Below are 19,681 nucleotides of genomic sequence, written 5' to 3' on the forward strand. Positions count from 1 at the left end.
ACAGAGGCTTCAACGGTGTAAGGCCCTCCTGCTGAGGCATTGGCGCTCACGCTCAAGGAAGCTTCACCTGCACTGTTGGTGGTTGCTGTTTGTGAAACCGAACTCAGTCCAGCCCCGCTGGACGGCGCTGTAAAGGTCACAGGTTCCCCAGCAACCGGATTGCCGCCTGCATCTTCAACCGTGACAACAAGCGGGTTGGAAAAGCTGGAGGAGATTGTCGTGTTCTGGTTGTCTCCGGAAGTAACCGACAGGGATGCAGCTGCACCTGCATCGTTGGTCAGCGAGAAGTCTGCTGTTGAGCCAACGCCAACAACAGAGGCTTCAACGGTGTAAGGCCCTCCTGCTGAGGCATTGGCGCTCACGCTCAAGGAAGCTTCACCTGCACTGTTGGTGGTTGCTGTTTGTGAAACCGAACTCAGTCCAGCCCCGCTGGACGGCGCTGTAAAGGTCACAGGTTCCCCAGCAACCGGATTGCCGCCTGCATCTTCAACCGTGACAACAAGCGGGTTGGAAAAGCTGGAGGAGATTGGCGCGCTCTGGTTATTGCCGGAAGTGACAGAGATGGATGCAGGAACAGCCGAATTGACCGGCACGAAAGGAGGGACAGTTAAGACTCCAGTGCTTGGGATATTAAGAGTAATTGAAAATGTACCACTAACTCCAAATTCACCGCTGACATTTATAGTGCAACCAGCTGCAGAACATGTTCTATCTTCGCTTATTTTTCCCGATCCGTCAGGGGCATAAGGCGTCCCATCAATAGTAAGACTTGAGACGCCGTCGCCAGAGCTGGGGTTGTTTCGGAAGGTTTCGATAGTGATGGTATTAATGTCAAATAGATTATAGATCGCAATTTGAGAGTTGTTTCCGTTACCATCTGCCACGCACGTTTCATTGGTCAAATCAATATTAAGTGACGCTGTATAGCTTGGGGCAAAACTTGGGCAGCTGATAGTTCCTGCGATTGCGTTATCTTGCAAGGCAACGAAGTACGACATCGCCACAACTAAAAAAGTAGAAAGCAATCTAATCATTCTACCATAGGTTTTATGATTAGATTGCTTTAGCGTAGACATCGAAATTTCCTTTGAAATACAAAGTATAAAGAAAAATATTATTTATGTGAGCGAGTAGGCCACGTCTAAGATAGTTAAATTTTTGGCTGTAACTTTGTCTTGCAGCGTCCTGCTGCAGCAAGGAATCTGCGCATAGATCACCATTGTATTTTAATAATGTCAATATTTCGAAATGAAATTAACCGGAATCCTCCAATATATATGGGTTGATTTGATAGTATTGATAACGTGAGCAAAGCGCGTTATCCAAACAATATTCATAGTTCATTCTAGGGAAATCAAAATTCGACGGACATCATCTTATTGCCTCCTATTAAAACCTTATGATTACGTTATCTATCTATTTTTTATCATAAAATTAGTATGCATAATGAATGTAATTGCGATCACCAAGCTGTCTTTTCCGAAACTACGCTCAGGTTTTCAGGTGATTTTCTCTCATGAATTTTCTCTATCGTCGCTTTTGTACATTTACATACCATCGTTCTTCGTTAACACTTATAGTAACTGATATTTCTACCCCACCTATTGCCGCAGAGTAATTTTTAGAGAGTAGGAGCATTCATGTCCGAACCATTTCTTGCTGAGGTACGAATAATGGGGTTCAATTTTGCCCCAAGAGGTTGGGCCTTCTGTGACGGGCAAATTTTGCCAATCAACCAAAATCAATCCCTTTATTCATTATTAGGGACAACCTATGGTGGCGACGGTGTAACATCGTTTGCATTGCCGGATTTTCGTGGTCGAACACCAATCCATGTAGGTGCTTCCAACGGCATATTTCACTCGCAAGGGCAAAAGTCTGGCCAGGAAACTCACACGCTTTCCTCCGCTGAAATGCCACAGCACCGTCACTCGTTTTACGCCAGCACAGAGCCCGGGGCTACTATTACACCGCAAGGAAATTACTTGGCGAAAGCTCCAGCAGGATTAGATACATACACAGAGCCGGAAAACCTGAAAGCCATGCATGCATCGAGTGTTTCCGCCTCCGGCGGAGGCCAGGCTCATGAGAATATGCAGCCGTATCTTGCATTAACCTACTGCATCGCACTGCAAGGTCTATTTCCTTCTCGCAACTAGGAGCCTTTGATATGTCAGAACCTTTTGTTGGTGAGATCCGCATGTTCGCTGGTAGTTTCGCTCCCCGAAGCTGGGCGTTTTGCGATGGGCAGTTGATGGCTATCAGCCAAAATGATGCGCTGTTCTCATTACTGGGCACCATATACGGCGGAGACGGCCGAACAACTTTTGCTCTGCCGGACTTGAGAGGACGCATTCCTATCCATCAAGGATCGGGACCTGGTTTGAGTTCACGGAGTCTTGGCGCGCGAGGTGGTTCGGAGAAAGTAACTCTTACAGTAAACCAGATCCCGAGCCATACGCACACTTTTACTGCAAGCGACAACTTAGCATCGGATGCAGCGCCGGGAGGTAAAGTCCTGGCCAGACAAGCGGATGATTTTTACAATCCTGATACCGCGACTGCAAGTATGGGTGCTAACTCCATTTCGAGTACCGGCAACTCCGGTTCGCACGATAATCTGATGCCTTACCTATGCATCAACTTCATCATTGCTCTTTTCGGCATATATCCCAGCAGACAGTAGGAGACAGATGTGTCAGAGCCATTTATTGCAGAAATCAGAATATTTGCAGGTAATTTCGCGCCGCGCAGCTGGGCATTTTGTAACGGTCAGTTGCTCCCTATCGCGCAAAATACTGCGCTTTTTTCGCTGATAGGAACAACCTATGGCGGTGATGGTAGAACAACAACAGCATTGCCAAACCTTCAAGGGCGAGCACCAATGCATCCTGGCAGGGGGCCAGGCTTAACATCGCGCAGGCTTGGTCAGTTTGCAGGAGCCGAAACCACAGCTCTGAGTGAAACACAACTGCCTAAGCATCTCCATAGTGCGATGAGTACTCCGGATCTTGCAGATTCCGCAGAGCCTAGCAATAAGGTTGTCGCCATTACACCAGGTGAGTTCAGATTTTCATCCAAACTCACTTCGGAGGACCTCTCGTCTGAGGCACTTCAGACAGCCGGTGGAAGCCAAAGTCACAATAACATGCAGCCCTTCATAGCAATCAACTACATCATTGCCCTTCAGGGACTATACCCTTCACGTAGCTAGGATTTTGTATTGCCTGTTTAATTTATGTCCAACTAAAGGACTTTTCTCATGTCGATCGAAGAAATTATTCCCGAATTCTTTTCACCTCCTGAAGAGCAGCCCTCTGCGTATTTTAGAATATTTATCGCAGCGATAAATCGTGATGGGAACCTCGCTTACACTGAGCAAATGGCTCAAGATGGCAAATTCTCAAAAGAGTTTAAACCTCTGACAAATTTAGCCTATGACCATGAGACCCTGAGTGCCTTTACAACCGCCAATGGCGATGTCGCCCTGTTGGCGAAACAGGCAGACAAGGACAGCCTTGTCTATGTGAGCGAGAAGCGAAATGGCACCAGCACGGACCGTTTCTTTGCGCCCTACGATTTAGGTATGCCACCTGATGCAACAGCTTTGCGATACACCGAGGTAATTCATGGCCTGAATGGCAAGGTTAATATTTTTGCTGGAAATACTTCCGATGACGGGCAACTTTGGTGGAAATACCAAAACCCTAACGTAATTAAAGAAGAAATTCAGTACGTTACCCCTCCAGGGTCAAATGAACCAATTGAAGTTCATGCGCAGGTAGAGGCCCAGCCGGACGTGCCTTGGTCAGCTTGGCACCCAATTTCAGCCTACATGGAAATGTTAAGTTCGGCCAACAATGCAGATGGGCGAATTATTTTGGCCGGTCTGGATAGTGAAGGCATTCCCTACCTAAACTTCCAAAGCAGTCAGGATCCTTTCGCAGAGGAAAGTTGGTTGGGGTGGCAGGACATCTCAGGAGGCAATCTAAGCTTGAGTGACATCAAGATTGCCAATGATACTGACGGCCGTGTTTACCTCTTTGGAGTTGCGGGCAAATCCGTTTATTTAAAACACCAGATGCAGCTCGGTCAGGACCAATTCACTCCATGGATGCATTTCTCACGGTTTGATAAATCCGTTTCTCAACTCCTACTGGGTATGACAGCTGACGGTGGAATTTACTTCTTGGCAAAAACGGGTGATCAAAAGCGCAGTTTGCTTTATGGGTGTCATCAAATCCCGGGTGAACTTAATCTTTGGACCCAACCGGCAGTGATTGAAACGTGCGGTGGCGATAGTATTCTTGCAATGCATCCCAACGCTAACTCAAAACTAAGCCTGTTTGCCTTTAGCCCGAGAGACCAGCAGCTGAGTTACAGCACACAGGCTTCCCCTGGTTTTTGGGAGGTTTTCTCATCTATTGGTGGCCCTGTTACCAATTTTGCAGTGACAGCCGACATAACGCCCAACAGTGAATAGATCTAAGAAATGACTGTGTCTCCTTCCTCAAATCTGGCGTGGTCTCGTCATGTGAAATTCCGTGACATAACGTCGGCGGATATGGGTTTCCTTCAAGCTCTCTACGGTTCAACGCGTGCAATAGAGCTTGATCGCACCGGATGGTCGAAGGCGCAAAAAGATGCATTCATCCAAATGCAATTTAATGCGCAACACTCGCACTACCAATTGCATTACCCAGATGCGCTGTGGCTGATAATTGAACAGAAAGATGTGCCCATTGGGCGCCTCTATCTGGAATATTGGGAGAGCCAACACCGAATAATTGATATTGCGCTCCTGCCTGAAATGCGTGGCAAGGGTTTGGGGACTGAAATCCTCTTGGGTGTTATGAAGAAGGCTGCTCATGACGGAAAAGCAGTCAGCATTCATGTAGAAAAAGATAACCTGGCGATGGAGCTCTACAAGCGCCTTGGTTTTAAAAGGATTGAAGACAAAGGCGTCTACGACCTATTGGAATGGAGAGAATAAGACCAAGATCACGTCTCAGCTCAGGCCCTATAATGGCACTGAGCACGTTACTAGCTAGTCTTTTTAGGTGAAAACAGCTTCATATTTAAAACCATCGGTATTGTGCGCGATTGGAACAATAAAGAGCTCCATCGATCCAAGGGTTTCTTGCGTCAGCTGATAACTGCCCTGCTCCAGAGATGGCTGTAGCGGGCCTTGCCAAACCATCGAAAACGCCCCGCCTTTTCGTTCGCCAGAACGCAGCGGAACAACCTCAACTAACTTGAGAATAACGTTCTGGTCTTCCAATTTCAGTTGGAACTCTTCGCTTTCCAGGTTCTCAAAACTTTTTGCGGTAATATCTTTAAGATCAATCATTTAATACTCTCACTTATAAAATGCGTTTATAGATATGAGCTGTCAGCGGATATAAATTATGCTGTGCGCCGCCATATAAAGTTGGTAATTCTCGCTTTTATATCAGGGTGTATTGAGACTCTTTGAAGTTGATATTAAGCGGCTTGTGCATGCTGGTGCAAGCCGTGGCAAAAAAGTATTTTGCACATATTCGTCTGGCGTTGCCCCGATCATTTGCTGCGCCGGGTGTTTGATAAAACGAATGTTTATTGCTCTGCGCGGATGGCTCCATTTTTGTGGTTTGCGGCAAGTTGCACCCCACCTGCAGGTCAAGGGTGGCATGATTAAATCAACATACCTCAATACAGTTTCCCCCTAACCGGCGTAAAGTTTGGGAGAGAGTGATACATTTCATAAGTCAGCTTGACACAACTGCTGTCGCATTATAGTTGAGTTTAATACTCATATTTAATACGCCCTTATGAATGCGTCTGCTGTGGTGCCGTTTCTTGTTTAAGCTCCTTGTAATTATGCCAAGTATTGCCACGAGTGCATTCCATCAAGCCTGTTTGATGGTCATGGTTCCGTTATTGCAAGAAGTCTTTCATCTTTCTTTGAGCGAGATTGGAATGGTTGTTGGGATGGGCCTGATGGCAACAGCGATCAGTGTGCCTGCCTGGGGCCATCTTGCGGCATCTATTGGAAGTGTCTACGCCATAAGAGTTATTTTGTGTTTTGCACTGCTTAGCGTGTCAGCGATTGCACTCAGCTTTGTGCTGGTCAATTCCTCTTTGTTACTGCCTCATTATGGGGTGGTCATGCTTGTTGTTGCACGGCTTGTTTACAGCGTAATGGCTCCAGCCCTGCTTCCAATTGCTCAAGCTATCATTGTACAAAACACGCAGGAACCTGCGCAAGTACTGCCATCCATAGGCCGTTTAAACTCGATGTCGGGGCTTGGACGACTTGCAGGAAACGCGATGGTAGCTCCGCTCTTGTTTGTTAGTAAGTCGGCACCGCTCATTGCGCCAATTCCTATCTATGCGATCTGTACTTTTTTCGCCTTCCGGCATTCCTCACCTGCGATTGCTAAGGTGAAAGAGGGCTGTAAATCTGACAAGCAGACGACCTTTGCAAAACGCCCGCTTCTGGTCGCATTTTCCCTACAGATGTGCCTTAGCATTACATATGTTCTTCTCGGGCCTCTCCTTAAAGAACGATTGCAGCTGGACGCCCTTCAGGCGACAGGCCTGGCAAGTTACTGTCTGACTGCTGCTGTTTTAGGTGGTTTGTTTGCTCAGATGGGACTTCTCCCGGTCTTGCGTGCCAGCAAGAGCGCTATACAAATCGCCAGTGCAATCGGCGTTGCCGCAGGTCTTAGTCTACTTTGCATCGCACCTACGCTGTCCACCATTGTTGCAAGCGTGACGGTGATCGGGGCTTCAGCAGCCCTGCTTTCAGCGACTAATTCGGTATATATGTTCAATATGTTGCCAGCTGCCTCAAAAACAAAAGCTTCAACCTATCTTTCTAGCATTCAGTTTACCGGCTTGGCCACAGGCTCTCTTCTTGGAGGGTTTGGTGGAGAGTGGGGACTGACTCATACTTTAACAATCGCCGCGCTACTTGCAATTGTTCTTTGCGTAGGCGGTTCCAGGTTCGTGATCAGCCAAAAGCCAGTTACGCCTCCTCTGCGTCCCTCTGATATTTGACTGAACACAAGGAACCTTTATATGCCCCAGATAGTCAAGATGCCGGAACGAAATCAACACTCCAGCGCCTATGACCTGCTTGGTTTAGGGATCGGGCCATTCAACTTGAGTGTGGCTGCGCTTGCCCAAAGCATTCCGCAAATGCGCACGGCATTTTTCGATCAGAAACAAGAGTTTAAATGGCATCACGGGCTAATGTTCTCTGGCTCTATTTTGCAAACTTCGTTTTTGAAAGACTTAGTTACGCCCGTTGAACCAACCAGCCCGTATTCCTTCCTGGCCTTTCTGGTTGAGAAGAAGCGCTTTTATGATTTCCTAGCGGGCGGGTTTACCGGGGTCACCCGCGTTGAATTCAACGAGTATCTGGCATGGGCAGCAGGTAAAATGAGCAACTTGCAATGGGGTCGTTCTGCGCAAGATGCCACCCTAAAAGATGATGCCCTGACCGTTACCTTTGACGATGGCCGTGTGGTATCTTCGAAAAACCTGGTGATTGGCACCGGTATGACGCCGTTTCTGCCTCATTGGTCGCAACCGCACCTGGGTGAAAATTGTTTTCATGCAAGCAATTACCTTTCCCAAGACCGCTGCTTTGATAACAAATGTGTTACGGTGATTGGCGGCGGTCAAACTGGTGCGGAGATTGTGCTTGATCTTCTTACAAACCAGCAGCGAAAGCCGAAGGAGGTCCTTTGGATCAGCAATCTTCCGCGGTTTTCGCCATTGGAAGAAGGCGGTTTTGTTGACCAGGTGTTTACACCGGGATACGTCAGTAGCTACCAGAGCTTGCCTGAGCGCAGCCAACTGCAAGAGGTTGCAAGCCAGAAACTTGCCAGCGATGGCCTGACGCCGAGCACGGTGGATGAGCTTTATGCTGAGGTCTACCGTCGCAAACACCTAAGCAACAACGAATGTAACATCACTTTGCTTTCTGGCCGCAATGTAATCGCCATGGAGCGTAACGGGCCAAGCTATCAGCTCACGTCACAGTCCGCGATCAGCGAACAGGTCGAGCAACAACAAACGGACATCGTTGTGCTAGCAACAGGTGCAAGACCTGCCCTTCCCGACTTTATGGAGCCACTCCTTCCACGTCTTAGTATGGATGAAAATGGCCTGCCAGAATTGGACAGCTCGTACAAGCTGGCATGGGATGGCCCGAAGAACCTGCAGATTTTTGGTCTGAACTTGGGCCTCTCCTCTCACGGCATTGTTGATCCTCAAATGAGCCTAATGGCCTGGCGCGCCGCGACCATTCTCAACCGTGTTGTGGGATCAGAGTTGTTTGATCTGGATGAAGACGAACAGATGATTAAGTGGCCAAGCGTGCCGCAGGAAAGTGTTTTGGCACAGGTTATGCCTGCCTGACCTAACAGTACGCTCCATTCAATCAAGGCTTCAAAACCGTCATGAATAAAACCTTTCATTTGAGTCAGGCGCACGCTGATCGTGCGTCTGTTCTACCTACACCTGTGCAGCAGGCAGAACACGCTACAACCAATGCATTCCTCAATGCATTACTGCGGGAATGGTCAGACTGGTGGTTTCTTACAAGCGAGCAAAAAAAGCTGCATTCGTTTGATGAAGAAACAGCTTGTCTGCCCTTGGCAGACAACACCTGTTTACTGGTGAGAATTCCAAGTCACACGGCAGCGCGCTTTGAGGTGCAACTGCCGTTATACCACTGGAGCGGCACAGGCGATCCAAAGCCGATCAGCCCGATTAATGCGCTCACCCTATTGGCGACGGACAAGCAAGTCAGCCCCGGCGAGGATCAAAGACAGCTCACCTTGTTGTCTCGCATTCTAGATAGCCATCAGGGCCAGATACGCGCTTATGAGTTTGAGGCGAAACAAGAGCCTTCCCTTGCTAAGGCGTGGAATTTTCAGCAAGCTGAACAAGCACTTGTCTCCGGTCACCCGACCCACCCAAATCCACGCAGCAGAGATGAGCTTAGCACAGGGGAAGCAGCCTTTTATGCGCCAGAGCTTCAAGGTCGTTTCCCATTGTTCTGGGTTCTGGCGCACCGTTCAATTCTGGCGTCAGGCTCCGGCGTTTCCATGAAAGCGTTTGACATGTGCCGCGTCCTTGCCAAGAGCGATGAAACATTGCCTGAATCTTTGTGCACGGCGCAGGACGACGCTTATGTTCCAGTGCCTTGGCATCCATGGCAGGCGAAACGCTTGCTGGCCAAACCGCAGGTGATTGAATGGCTTCAACAAGGTCTGTTTAAATCTCTTGGCTGCATTGGCCTGCCATTTGCTGCAACTGCATCCATGCGCGGCGTACACGCATTTCATGCGCCATACATGCTGAAATACTCGCTCTCCATGCGGATCACCAACTCCAAGCGCGTTTTGGCCCGCAAAGAAGTTGAGCGCGGCGTTCAAATGGCAGAGTTACTTTCTGGTGACTTTGGAACCCAGCTTGGCGAGGAGTTTCCAGCAGTTACTATCCTCACTGAACCAGGGTACGTCGCCCTTCGCGCGCCAGATGGCGGTGCAATGGAAGACAGTTTTGTAATCCTGCGCGACAATCTTTTCCGCAAGGAAGAGCAAGGTGGCGCAATCATGCTCGCCAGCTTATGCGAGCCACGCCTTGCTGCACCTTCGCCTCTGGGTGAGTTGATTTGCAACCGGGCTGTTCAGACAGCCCAACCGCCAGAGACCGTTGCAAAAGACTGGCTGACATCCTTTATGCAAGTGGCGATCATGCCACTATTGGAAATTCGCGCCAAACACGGCCTTCTGTTTGGCTCACACCAGCAAAATATGATGGTGGGTTTGAGTGATGGCATACCCTCTCACCTTTATATCAGAGACTGTCAGGGTACAGGTCATCTGACGACCCATCATGATAATTTGGCATCTTTTTTGCCGGAGATTGGCGAGAATGCAGAAAACGTTGTGCCTCCAGAGCTAGGCGACGAACTGCTTTGCTACTACGTGATCGTCAATAACCTGCTGCACACCGTGAGTACTTTGGTGTTCGACGGTTTGATAGATGAGCGCTACGCGTACGACTTGATCCGCAAACAGCTAAAACATGCCTTTAAGACAACTTCTGGCGATCCAGCGTTCTATGAGTATTTGCTGACATCCCCACAGCTGGTGAGCAAAGGCAATTACCGCACGAGTTTGAGCGGCGTGAATGAAGCCTCCGGCGACGGATCAGGCCAGCTGGCAGCCTTCCTTAAAATAGACAACCCATTTCTCGAGCCGAAGACCTAACAATGACACTTGATCAAACACTTAGTAGATCCACACTTGCTGGTACACAAGCACCGCTTTGCACAGGCTCATGGAGCGACGGGGAGCTGACCATTCTTCGGGGCAACGAAGCCTTTGCCTATGCCTGTCTGGATAATGCAAGGCACGCCCGCTTACAGCTTTCTTTTAATGCTGAGGCGTCATCTGACGATGCAACGCGCGCAATTCTTCTTGGTTTAGAGGCCTGTTTTGCAGCCCATGAAGAGATACAGGAGATCAACCTAACGCTGCCTGAAGGGTTTGTGAGCCCGCGCGACCTGCCATTCCTTGCTGTATCCAACAATGAACATTGGGCACACCGCTCTGGCTTCTATCAAAACCCAGATCTCTGGATCTTTCATAAAACATCTGGCCGTCTTCGTACCGGACTGGTTGAAGGCCCCAATGGCAGAGATTTTCCACTACGCCCGCCTCACCCGTCCGGTCTTTGCTATGAACGTTATGACCCGGTTGCGGACGTCGTTGTTTCGTTCCGTGCGGTCGACATTGACCGTGATCTGGACACCTTCCATCGCTGGATGAATGATGGCCGCGTAGCGTATTTCTGGGAGTTGGCGCAGTCGAAAGACGAGCTCAGAGCCTACCTTGAAGTGCTGCAATCAAAACCCCACACCTACCCCCTCATTGGTTGCTTTAACGGAGAAGATGCTGGTTATTTTGAAACCTATTGGGCACGGGAAGATCGGCTTGGAGCTTATTATGCGTCGCAAGCATATGACCGCGGATGGCACGGGCTGATTGGAGAACGCAAACATCTGGGCAAGGTAAAAACAGGTGCTTGGCTACGTGGGTTGACGCACTACCTGTTTTTGGACTGCCCGCTGAGCGAAAACATCATGGGGGAGCCGCGGGTAGACAACGCCAAACTGCTCTCCTACGCAGATTCGCTTGCCTACGAAAAGCTCAAGGAGTTTGACTTCCCGCACAAACGCTCCGCGTTGATGTGCTGTCGCCGCGACAGTTTCTTCTCCAAGGTGCGCCTATGAGTATGCAGCAGCAAAACACAACCACAAAGGCAACGCAGGTGTCACAGTTGTGGGCGCAGGTCTGCCATGCTGCCTTGGCAAAGTTGCTTAGCGAATTAACATATGAAGAGGTTCTGGCGCCGGTTTTGACTGGTGCTGAACGCTTTGAGTTGCAGCTCGCTTGCGGTGTGTATTACACGTTTCAGGCACAAACCATGGCCTGGGGCAACCTTTGGGTAGAACCTGAAAGCATCGCACGACATGGCGACACAGACATGCCTGTGTCGCCACTTCAATTTGCAATCGATGCGCAAACAGAGCTTGCCATGAAACCAGAGACACTCGCGACTTTCTTGCGTGAGATGTCCAACACGCTGCGTCAGGATTTGCATCTGGCACGAACAAATGGTGGTCTGGATGCAGAACAGCTTCTTCAGCTGAAAAGCCACGAGCTTCATACATTGCTGGAAGGGCACCCAAAAGCTGTGGCAAACAAAGGTCGCCTTGGCTGGGGTGCTGAGGACACGGCCCGCTTTGCACCAGAGGCGCGCCAGCCTTTAACGCTGATTTGGCTCGCCGCCCTGCGTGAGAATTGCGAGCTCAGCCATCGTGAAGTCAATGAGGAACGTCGTTTCCTGAAAGAGGCTTTGGGGAAGGCTGAAAGCGAGCGTTTGTTTGCAGCGTTTGCAGAAAAAGGCGTCGATTTTGAAAACTACTGTGTGATCCCTGTGCACCCGTGGCAGTGGGATCATGTGATACAGCAGACCCATGTCCATGATCTGCATACAGGCAAGTTGATTGAGCTAGGCACCTTTGGTGGTCGTTATGTTTCCGGTCCGTCCTTGCGCACCCTCACCAGTGTGGACCGGCCCGGCAGCCCAGATGTCAAAGTTGCTTTGATGATCCTGAATACCTCTGCATGGCGTGGTATTCCCGGTAAGTACATTACCAACGGGTCTGCCCTGTCAAATTGGCTGCATGGTATTGTGCAGGAAGACGATCAGTTGAAAGATACTGTGCTCATTCTGCGCGAACAGCGAGGTGTTTGGTATCGCCACCCCTTTTACGATCAACTCTCCAACATCCCATACCAGCATAATGAATCTTTGGGTGCAATCTGGCGGGAAAACGCAAGTGGCCGGGTTGGAGCGAATAAAGTGGCCCATCTTTATGCCGCCTTGCTACACATGGACAATGCAGGAGTACCCTTAGCAGCCCGGCATGCTCAAAAAACTGGAATGGCCCTTAGCGAATGGATCCGGCGCCTGTTCGAAGTCACCGTCGTCCCACTCTATCACATGCTCTGCGTCTATGGTGTTGGCTTCATTGCGCATGGACAAAACATAACAGTGGTGTTGGAAAACCACATACCCACCGGCATGGCGATCAAAGACCTGCAAGGCGACGTCGATCTCGTCAACCAAGTTTATCCTGAACAGTGTGATCTTAGTGATGACTTGCGCGCGCTACTGCCTGCAAAACCTGCAGCCTACATCGTGCACGACATCCAAACCGCACACTTCATCACAGTCCTGAGGTTCTTATCTTCTGCGCTTCAAAACGCAGAACAAATGCACGAAAGCGACTTCTATCAGATACTTGGAGCCACGTTGAAGGACTATATGGCGCAGCATCCACAGTATGAAGCGCGGTTCAAAACCTTTGAGCTATTTGCCCCAACTATCCCTCGTGTCTGCATCAACAAAGTTCGCTTTCAAATTGGCTACGGCGACAACGCAGAGCGCCCATTACCAGCCCTGGGCACCGATTTAAAAAATCCACTCGTGGGTGGGTGAAACTCCCGTTTAGATAGAAAAAACAGCAGCTCTTGGTTCTAACAGAGCTGCTGTTGTAAAACGTAATGTCCTGCTCGCTTCATTCTTATTCCCCATCTTGGGTGGGTTCTTTTTCCTTGCGCGCTTTGTTTCTCTTCACTACCTATGCCCCTATTAGAAACAATGTTATTTGAAGGAACGTAGTGTGGCTGTTGAACAAGATGTAGCGCAAACTCTGGGCGTACGCAGTGATCTGCTTGTAGAGTACAGCAATAGCCAGATTGAGGTCCACCCAGACAGACTTGTTCTACGTACACCAGATGAGCCTCACTATTGGGCCGGTAATATGGTTTTCTTCCGGGGAAATACCGTCGACCCTGAACAGCAGATCACGCAATTTCGCAAGGATCTCCCAGAAGCCGCGCATACGATGTTCGGTTGGGATACGCCTGATATGAAGATCGGGAAAGAGCACGCACCATTTTCTGACCTTGGGTATGAATTGGAACAAATCGATGTCCTAAGCCTGAGCGGACCTCTTAACCGTGCACCTCTCCCAGAGGGGATCAGCATACGCCCTGTTGAGACTGACGAGGAGTGGGAACAAGTCATCGCCCTGCAAATTGATACCGCTGTAGAGCAAGGTTACGATCGTGCTAGCTTTGGGGTCTACGTATCGACACGCTTTGCTGCTCGTCGCCGCCAAATCAAAGCAGGACTGGCAATTTGGTTCGGTGCTTTCGACGGAGATCTCTTAGTTGCAGATTTGGGCGTCTATTCTGGTGCAAGTGTTTCGCGGTTTCAAGAAGTCGAAACGCGCCCAAGCCATCGTAGACGCGGTATCTGCGCTGCGCTCGTAACTGCCGGAGTAGATTGGGCCAGGGCGCAGGCTCCGGCAACAATACCCGTTCTCCAGGCTCATAGTGAAAGCCCTGCTGGTCGGATCTACAGACGCTCAGGATTTGAGCACCAGGAAACCCTCGTCTTGGCAATCCTTCCCCCACAAGGCACCTTCGAACGTCCTGAATAAAGGCGTAACTTGATACCTGCACAGTGGATTTGTATCCAATGAAACAGCCCACTGCGCAGGATCGCACGATATCCCTATTTTTGCGCAACCTCTTAGAGTGCGAAATGCCAAGGCTGAACAGCTAGCCCCTTGCGCCAGACATGACTATTGAAGGCATCATCAAACTGGCGAATGCAGAGACCTCTCCTTCTCCAGATTGTGGGATCACACCTGACAAACTGTCAGTGGGGGCATGATCTAACTCCTGGTATCTGCGATTAAGGCTAGATTGGTGTGACCTTTTTTGTGCAGGATCTCTGCACTGCGCCATGCGCGTAGGCCGGTTTTGCAACAAAGGACAATGCGTTTTGCATTGCTGAAATTGTGACTAGCAAGGTCTTCTGGTAGGAGCCGAACGGCTCGTTCGCAGGTCGCCTGTGGTGTCTCGCAAATGTCTCTTAGCTCAATCACCATATCATCCTGGTGAAGGTCTTGGAGCGATATAAACGGGGTATAGCGCTCAGGTTCTTTGGCGCTGGCAAATGAGAAGCCGCCGAACTGAAAACTTCTCAGGTCGAGCGTGACAAGGCGTCCCAACGGGTTTGGTGAAAAGCCCAGCAAAACTGCAAGCGTCATTTGAGCTTGCAGTGTTCCGATGGTTCCGACCGATGGCCCGAGAACTCCGGCACTGGCGCAATTGGCACTGTTGGTTGTGGGGGCCGGAAAGACTGCTCGCAGCGATGGCGCACCGCCACAAAAACCTCCAAGATAGCCGGATGTTCCAAGTGCAGAGGCTGAGATAAGCGGTTTACCTTGCAGGTAGCATTCATCTGAGAGCGTATAGGATGCGGCGAATGTGTCGGCAGCATCCACGATGACATCGGCCTGCGCAACCAGCTCACTTGCATTTGACGGGTCCAGCGCAACGTTGAGCGCACGCAGTTCCACCTCTGGATTATACCCGTGTAGGCGCGCCGCCGCCGCATAGGCCTTGCTTTCGCCCACGTCTGCCAATGAGTATAAGGGTTGGCGATGCAAGTTGCTTTCTTCAACCACATCAGGGTCAACAATCGTGATGACACCTACGCCAGCACCTGCAAGATACTGCATTACCGGGCAGCCTAAGCCACCTGCCCCGACAACAAGAACGTGAGCTGCTTGTAATCTCTCTTGGCCCTTTGTTCCAACGTCAGGCAAAATCATCTGGCGGTCATAACGCGTCATCGCTTACAAGCCTCCACCCATTCCTGAGTTCGGGCGATCGGGTCGTGTGCCTGCAAAATATCAGTCACCACGGCAGCGCTGTCTGAACCAGCTTGAAAGACGCCAGCTAGTCGCTCTGGTGTTAAGCCGCCAATGGCAACAAGAGGCGTCTCACCAACCATCTGTTTCCAGCGACTGATGCGCTCCAACCCCTGCGGTTTCCACTTCATTTGCTTCAGCTTCGTTGGGTAGACCGGCCCCAGAGCAACATATTCTGGTTTATAGGATAGGGCGCGGTCCAATTCTGCTTCATCATGGGTGGAAAGACCAAAGCGAACACCAGCTTTACGCATTGCTGCAAAGTCTGCGTTGCCCATGTCCTCCTGCCCAAGGTGAACGAAGTCACAGCCAAGCTCCAATGCTAGCTCCCAGTAATCATTGATGACCAGTTGAGCACGATGCTGCCGACAAAAGTCACGGGCCTTCGTGATTTGCTGACGCACGACCTCATCAGAGCGATCTTTGATGCGGAGCTGAACAAACTTCACGCCATGAGGGACCAGCTTTTCAATCCAGGCGATATCACCGGTAATAAGATAAAACCGTTCCATCAGATCAACTCCGCCATGCCGAGAGTTGGGGTAGAGGGAACTGCCATATCGCGCGGTTCCATAGGGTCTGCATTGTATCCATTTCGCCCAGCTTCAACTGCCTGCGCCATAGCCTGAGCCATCAAAACTGGATCACCTGCTTTTGCGACTGCGGTGTTGAGCAACACCGCGTCCATACCCAATTCCATTGCGCGTGTGGCATCAGATGGTCGTCCAATACCTGCATCCACGATCATGGTAATGTCTGGGAAGTGCGCGCGCATGGCTCGCAAGGCATCAGGATTACGCAGTCCCTGACCTGACCCGATGGGTGCACCCCATGGCATTAGTAGCTCACACCCAGCTTCCAGAAGTTTCTCACCAACCACAATGTCGTCAGTTGTGTAAGGGAATACTTTAAAACCATCGGCACAAAGAAGCCTTGCAGCTTCAACCAATCCGAACACATCAGGCTGCAGGGTATCTGAGTTGCCGATGACCTCCAGCTTGATCCAGTTCGTTCCAAATAACTCGCGGGCCATTTGCGCCGTCACAACAGCTTCCTGCACGCTATGGCAGCCTGCGGTATTGGGCAGAACTTTGCAGTTGCTGTCCTTAAGGAGCTCCCAGAACCCGGCGCCAGACCCATCTGCTGTCTCGCGGCGCAAAGAGACTGTGATGATCTCAGTGCCGCAGGCTTCAATTGCTTGTTTGAGCACCGTTGGCGAAGGGTATTGCGCTGTCCCCAGTAACAAACGAGAGCTGATGTTTGTGCCATAAATCTGCATGTTACCCTCCCTGCATGGGGGCAAGAACCTCAAGCCGGTCGCCTTGGGAAAGGTTTGTCTTAGAGTAGTCTTCTTGAGGAACAAAAATGCCATTCAAGGCGGTTGCAATGGCAGGACTGTTGAAGTCCAGCTCTGCAAGCGCATCGGCTAGTATAGTTGTGGTGATCTCACGAGATTCTGCATTCACGGTGATCTTCATGTGCAGGTTTCCTTTAAAAGACGTTGTGCTGCTTGTTGTGCCATTGCTGGCGCCAGCAGGAAGCCGTGACGATAGAGCCCGTTGAGGTGGAGCGAGCCGTCATGCTCGGTCAACCTTGGTAAATTGTCTTGAAACGCTGGACGCAGCCCTGCTCCAATTTCCACCACACTGGCCTCGGCAAAGGCGGGGTGAATGACGAAAGCTGCGCTCATCATTTCAGTAAGGGAGCGCAAGGTCGGAGGACGGTCAGAGTTGCTTTCCACCATCGTGCCGCCAATCATGAACAACCCATCAGCGCGTGGCACCAGATAAAGCGGCATGCGCGGGTGTAAGAGCCGTATGACACGGGAGAGCTGAAGCTCAGGACAATGCAAGATCGCCATTTCACCACGCACAGCTCGCAATCCGGGAAGACCAGCTGCCGTTGCTGTGCAATTGAGATCAACCCCGGCTGGTGCGCTGGTGGCAAAGCGGATTTCTACCCCAAGGCTTTGAACAGCAGTGACCAAATCATCAAGAGCCTGTCGTGGGTCCAGATGCGCCTCCTGTGCAAAGTAAAGTGCGCTCTCAAATCGTCCTGCCAATGCTGGCTCTAGTTCTGAGATTGCTTGACCGTTTACTTTTTCAAAGTGTGAGGTACGCCGTGCAAAGCGGGTAAGTTCAGCGTGATCGCGCGGCGGGGTAACAACAAGCGTGCCGTTTCGGGTCACAGGAGTGATTTGCGACCACCAGTCAGCAGCCTGTCCACCCAGCCGGACAACGTCTTCTTCTGCACTTTCCCGCTCACAATATGGGGCAAGCATGCCCCCTGCAAAGCGGGCAACGCTGCTGTCACCCGGCTTCTGGCCCCTTTCAAAAACGGTAACAGGGGCTCCGCGCTTTGCCAGTTCATAGGCGGAAGCCAGCCCCGCAAGGCCAGCTCCTGCAATCGTGATCACTGCTCAGTCCCCTCTAGTGGGAGGTAAAGTTCCCCTCCTTCGCGGAACTTGGCCGCCATCGCCTCCATGCCTTCCTTTTGGGCTTCAGCGCGGATGTCGTGCGAGATCCGCATGGAGCAGAACTTGGGTCCGCACATAGAACAGAAATGAGCCACTTTGTGTGCATCCTTTGGAAGCGTTTCATCGTGGAAATCACGTGCGGTTTCTGGATCGAGAGACAGGTTGAACTGGTCCTCCCAACGGAACTCGAAACGGGCGCGAGACAAGGCATCATCGCGGCGTTGTGCGCCCGGCAATCCCTTGGCAAGGTCAGCAGCATGGGCTGCAATTTTATAGGTAATTACGCCCGTTTTAACGTCATCGCGATCTGGCAGCCCCAGATGCTCTTTCGGCGTCACATAGCAAAGCATGGCACAGCCGAACCATCCGATCATCGCCGCTCCGATACCCGAAGTGATGTGATCATAGCCAGGGGCGATATCAGTTGTAAGGGGGCCGAGCGTATAGAATGGAGCTTCCTGGCAACATTCCAGCTGCTTATCCATGTTCTCTTTGATCTTGTGCATAGCCACATGGCCCGGCCCTTCGATCATCACCTGACAATCCTTAGCCCACGCAATTTTGGTCAGCTCTCCCAGTGTCTCCAGCTCTGCAAACTGCGCTTCATCATTGGCATCTGCAATGGAACCAGGCCGTAGACCGTCGCCCAAGGAAAACGCTACATCATATTTCCGGCAGATATCGCAGATCTCAGCGAAGTGCTCATAGAGGAAACTGTCTTTGTGGTGGTGCAAACACCACTTTGCCATGATGGAGCCGCCGCGCGAGACAATGCCGGTTACGCGATTGACGGTCATTGGCACCATGTGCAGGCGCACACCTGCGTGAATGGTAAAGTAATCAACCCCTTGCTCTGCTTGTTCAATCAGGGTGTCGCGGAAGATCTCCCAGCTCAGATCTTCAGCAATTCCATTTACCTTCTCAAGTGCCTGATAAAGCGGAACAGTCCCAATTGGTACAGGGCTGTTGCGGATGATCCATTCACGGGTGTTGTGAATGTTACGTCCGGTAGACAGATCCATCACCGTGTCGGCTCCCCAACGGATGGACCAGACCATTTTGTCAACTTCCTCTTCCATGGAGGAGGTCACAGCAGACGTGCCCATGTTGGCGTTGATTTTGACCAGAAAGTTACGGCCAATAATCATTGGCTCACTCTCAGGGTGGTTGATGTTTGAGGGAATTATTGCGCGGCCAGCAGCCACCTCATCACGTACAAATTCCGGTGTCACATAGTCAGGAATGTTTGCGCCCCAGTCGTTTCCACAGCGCTCTTCTGCCACCGCTTCGCGCATCTGATTTTCGCGGATCGCGATAAACTCCATCTCTGGTGTAATGATGCCAGCGCGGGCATAGGCCAACTGGGTGACAGCTTTACCGTCCTTAGCACGCAAGGGGCGAGGCTTTACTGGAAATTCAGAGACAAGCCGGTCGCCCTTCACAAAACCATTGTCTTCAGGCTTAATCTCGCGGCCATCATACTCCTCGGTATCACCGCGCGCTTCTATCCATTTGCGCCGCAGTGCAGGCAAACCTTCGCAGATATTTGTTGTCACCTTGGGGTCTGTGTAAGGTCCGGAGCTGTCATAGACTGGTAGTGGAGGCTCTCCTGCTGTTGGGTGTACGCTGATCTCGCGCATGGGCACGCGCACGTCATCGTGCAGGCTGCCCTGAACATAGATTTTGCGCGAAGCTGGCAAGGCGCCATCGGTGATGGATGGATTTGGCGTCGTCATAATGGTGCTCCTCAAGTTCTGAACTCGAAAAAGACACCAGATGAGTTTTGGCTGGGAAACGGCAGGAAGAACTCCTGCTGCTAAGATCGCGGTTGGTACACTGGCCTA

At 50.8% G+C, this 19,681-nt stretch carries 19 protein-coding genes; 11 read left to right on the top strand and 8 right to left on the bottom strand.

The window, feature by feature from the left end:
* Positions 1-998: Ig-like domain-containing protein (locus tag BMZ51_RS00005; RefSeq protein WP_175484977.1), on the bottom strand; the 998-nt coding region annotated here is incomplete at its 3' end.
* Positions 999-1,640: 642 nt separating this feature from the next.
* On the opposite strand from BMZ51_RS00005, the gene BMZ51_RS00010 reads away from it, so the two are divergent.
* The 5 genes from BMZ51_RS00010 to BMZ51_RS00030 are packed head-to-tail and all read left to right on the top strand — an operon-like array spanning position 1,641 to position 4,993.
* On the top strand, positions 1,641-2,159 hold the full coding sequence (locus tag BMZ51_RS00010) for a phage tail protein (RefSeq protein WP_068009826.1): 519 nt from the start codon (positions 1,641-1,643) through the stop codon (positions 2,157-2,159).
* An 11-nt stretch (positions 2,160-2,170) separates the two neighbouring features.
* Positions 2,171-2,686: a phage tail protein gene (locus tag BMZ51_RS00015; RefSeq protein ID WP_068009824.1), complete on the top strand. Its 516-nt coding sequence runs from the start codon at positions 2,171-2,173 to the stop codon at positions 2,684-2,686.
* 9 nt (positions 2,687-2,695) lie between these two features.
* Positions 2,696-3,214, top strand: coding sequence for a phage tail protein (locus BMZ51_RS00020; RefSeq protein WP_068009820.1), 519 nt, complete (start codon positions 2,696-2,698; stop codon positions 3,212-3,214).
* A gap of 48 nt (positions 3,215-3,262) precedes the next feature.
* The gene (locus BMZ51_RS00025) at positions 3,263-4,483 is read left to right on the top strand and encodes a DUF8189 domain-containing protein (protein ID WP_068009817.1); all 1,221 of its coding nucleotides are present in this window, start codon (positions 3,263-3,265) and stop codon (positions 4,481-4,483) included.
* A gap of 51 nt (positions 4,484-4,534) precedes the next feature.
* The gene (locus tag BMZ51_RS00030; protein ID WP_244271417.1) at positions 4,535-4,993 is read left to right on the top strand and encodes a GNAT family N-acetyltransferase; all 459 of its coding nucleotides are present in this window, start codon (positions 4,535-4,537) and stop codon (positions 4,991-4,993) included.
* 63 nt (positions 4,994-5,056) lie between these two features.
* On the opposite strand, the gene BMZ51_RS00035 is transcribed toward BMZ51_RS00030, so the two are convergent.
* On the bottom strand, positions 5,057-5,350 hold the full coding sequence (locus BMZ51_RS00035; RefSeq protein ID WP_068009813.1) for a DUF6916 family protein: 294 nt from the start codon (positions 5,348-5,350) through the stop codon (positions 5,057-5,059).
* Positions 5,351-5,838: 488 nt separating this feature from the next.
* On the opposite strand from BMZ51_RS00035, the gene BMZ51_RS00045 reads away from it, so the two are divergent.
* The 6 genes from BMZ51_RS00045 (at position 5,839) to BMZ51_RS00070 (ending at position 14,080) form a co-directional block, all read left to right on the top strand.
* Positions 5,839-7,041 carry an MFS transporter gene (locus BMZ51_RS00045; protein WP_161941246.1) on the top strand — a complete coding sequence of 401 codons (1,203 nt, stop codon included), beginning with the start codon at positions 5,839-5,841 and terminating at the stop codon, positions 7,039-7,041.
* A 21-nt stretch (positions 7,042-7,062) separates the two neighbouring features.
* Positions 7,063-8,409 carry a lysine N(6)-hydroxylase/L-ornithine N(5)-oxygenase family protein gene (locus tag BMZ51_RS00050; RefSeq protein ID WP_082825715.1) on the top strand — a complete coding sequence of 449 codons (1,347 nt, stop codon included), beginning with the start codon at positions 7,063-7,065 and terminating at the stop codon, positions 8,407-8,409.
* Between the two features lie 41 nt (positions 8,410-8,450).
* A complete protein-coding gene (locus BMZ51_RS00055; RefSeq protein WP_068009805.1) occupies positions 8,451-10,271 on the top strand; it encodes an IucA/IucC family protein in 1,821 nt (606 codons plus the stop codon).
* A 2-nt stretch (positions 10,272-10,273) separates the two neighbouring features.
* Positions 10,274-11,296, top strand: coding sequence for a GNAT family N-acetyltransferase (locus BMZ51_RS00060; RefSeq protein WP_068009802.1), 1,023 nt, complete (start codon positions 10,274-10,276; stop codon positions 11,294-11,296).
* Entirely contained in the window at positions 11,293-13,071 is a 1,779-nt protein-coding gene (locus tag BMZ51_RS00065; protein WP_082825714.1) for an IucA/IucC family protein, read from the top strand. The genes BMZ51_RS00060 and BMZ51_RS00065 overlap by 4 nt, the downstream gene beginning before the upstream one ends.
* A 184-nt stretch (positions 13,072-13,255) precedes the next feature.
* Positions 13,256-14,080 carry a GNAT family N-acetyltransferase gene (locus tag BMZ51_RS00070; protein ID WP_208979191.1) on the top strand — a complete coding sequence of 275 codons (825 nt, stop codon included), beginning with the start codon at positions 13,256-13,258 and terminating at the stop codon, positions 14,078-14,080.
* Positions 14,081-14,317: 237 nt separating this feature from the next.
* Here the strand turns inward: BMZ51_RS00070 and BMZ51_RS00075 are convergent, their stop codons facing one another.
* The 6 genes from BMZ51_RS00075 to thiC are packed head-to-tail and all read right to left on the bottom strand — an operon-like array spanning position 14,318 to position 19,573.
* Positions 14,318-15,283 carry a HesA/MoeB/ThiF family protein gene (locus BMZ51_RS00075; protein WP_068009801.1) on the bottom strand — a complete coding sequence of 322 codons (966 nt, stop codon included), beginning with the start codon at positions 15,281-15,283 and terminating at the stop codon, positions 14,318-14,320.
* Complete coding sequence (locus BMZ51_RS00080; RefSeq protein WP_068009800.1) at positions 15,280-15,873, bottom strand: thiamine phosphate synthase; 594 nt, start codon at positions 15,871-15,873, stop codon at positions 15,280-15,282. Before BMZ51_RS00080 ends, BMZ51_RS00075 begins: the two co-directional genes overlap by 4 nt.
* On the bottom strand, positions 15,873-16,640 hold the full coding sequence (locus BMZ51_RS00085) for a thiazole synthase (protein WP_068009799.1): 768 nt from the start codon (positions 16,638-16,640) through the stop codon (positions 15,873-15,875). The genes BMZ51_RS00080 and BMZ51_RS00085 overlap by 1 nt, the downstream gene beginning before the upstream one ends.
* A 1-nt stretch (position 16,641) precedes the next feature.
* Entirely contained in the window at positions 16,642-16,839 is a 198-nt protein-coding gene (gene thiS, locus BMZ51_RS00090) for a sulfur carrier protein ThiS (protein WP_068009798.1), read from the bottom strand.
* The gene (locus BMZ51_RS00095; RefSeq protein ID WP_068009796.1) at positions 16,836-17,777 is read right to left on the bottom strand and encodes an FAD-dependent oxidoreductase; all 942 of its coding nucleotides are present in this window, start codon (positions 17,775-17,777) and stop codon (positions 16,836-16,838) included. The genes thiS and BMZ51_RS00095 overlap by 4 nt, the downstream gene beginning before the upstream one ends.
* On the bottom strand, positions 17,774-19,573 hold the full coding sequence (thiC, locus tag BMZ51_RS00100; RefSeq protein WP_068009794.1) for a phosphomethylpyrimidine synthase ThiC: 1,800 nt from the start codon (positions 19,571-19,573) through the stop codon (positions 17,774-17,776). Before thiC ends, BMZ51_RS00095 begins: the two co-directional genes overlap by 4 nt.
* Positions 19,574-19,681 lie beyond the last annotated feature (108 nt).

This window comes from Pseudovibrio axinellae (genome assembly GCF_900110875.1).
In the GTDB taxonomy this organism is placed as follows: Bacteria; Pseudomonadota; Alphaproteobacteria; order Rhizobiales; family Stappiaceae; genus Pseudovibrio; species Pseudovibrio axinellae.

Coding starts and splice junctions, on each gene's coding strand:
- BMZ51_RS00010 (WP_068009826.1), top strand. CDS start 1,641: ATGTCCGAACCATTTCTTGCTGAGGTACGAATAATGGGGTTCAATTTT.
- BMZ51_RS00015 (WP_068009824.1), top strand. CDS start 2,171: ATGTCAGAACCTTTTGTTGGTGAGATCCGCATGTTCGCTGGTAGTTTC.
- BMZ51_RS00025 (WP_068009817.1), top strand. CDS start 3,263: ATGTCGATCGAAGAAATTATTCCCGAATTCTTTTCACCTCCTGAAGAG.
- BMZ51_RS00035 (WP_068009813.1), bottom strand. CDS start 5,350: ATGATTGATCTTAAAGATATTACCGCAAAAAGTTTTGAGAACCTGGAA.
- BMZ51_RS00050 (WP_082825715.1), top strand. CDS start 7,063: ATGCCCCAGATAGTCAAGATGCCGGAACGAAATCAACACTCCAGCGCC.
- BMZ51_RS00055 (WP_068009805.1), top strand. CDS start 8,451: ATGAATAAAACCTTTCATTTGAGTCAGGCGCACGCTGATCGTGCGTCT.
- BMZ51_RS00060 (WP_068009802.1), top strand. CDS start 10,274: ATGACACTTGATCAAACACTTAGTAGATCCACACTTGCTGGTACACAA.
- BMZ51_RS00065 (WP_082825714.1), top strand. CDS start 11,293: ATGAGTATGCAGCAGCAAAACACAACCACAAAGGCAACGCAGGTGTCA.
- BMZ51_RS00075 (WP_068009801.1), bottom strand. CDS start 15,283: ATGACGCGTTATGACCGCCAGATGATTTTGCCTGACGTTGGAACAAAG.
- BMZ51_RS00080 (WP_068009800.1), bottom strand. CDS start 15,873: ATGGAACGGTTTTATCTTATTACCGGTGATATCGCCTGGATTGAAAAG.
- BMZ51_RS00085 (WP_068009799.1), bottom strand. CDS start 16,640: ATGCAGATTTATGGCACAAACATCAGCTCTCGTTTGTTACTGGGGACA.
- thiS (WP_068009798.1), bottom strand. CDS start 16,839: ATGAAGATCACCGTGAATGCAGAATCTCGTGAGATCACCACAACTATA.
- thiC (WP_068009794.1), bottom strand. CDS start 19,573: ATGACGACGCCAAATCCATCCATCACCGATGGCGCCTTGCCAGCTTCG.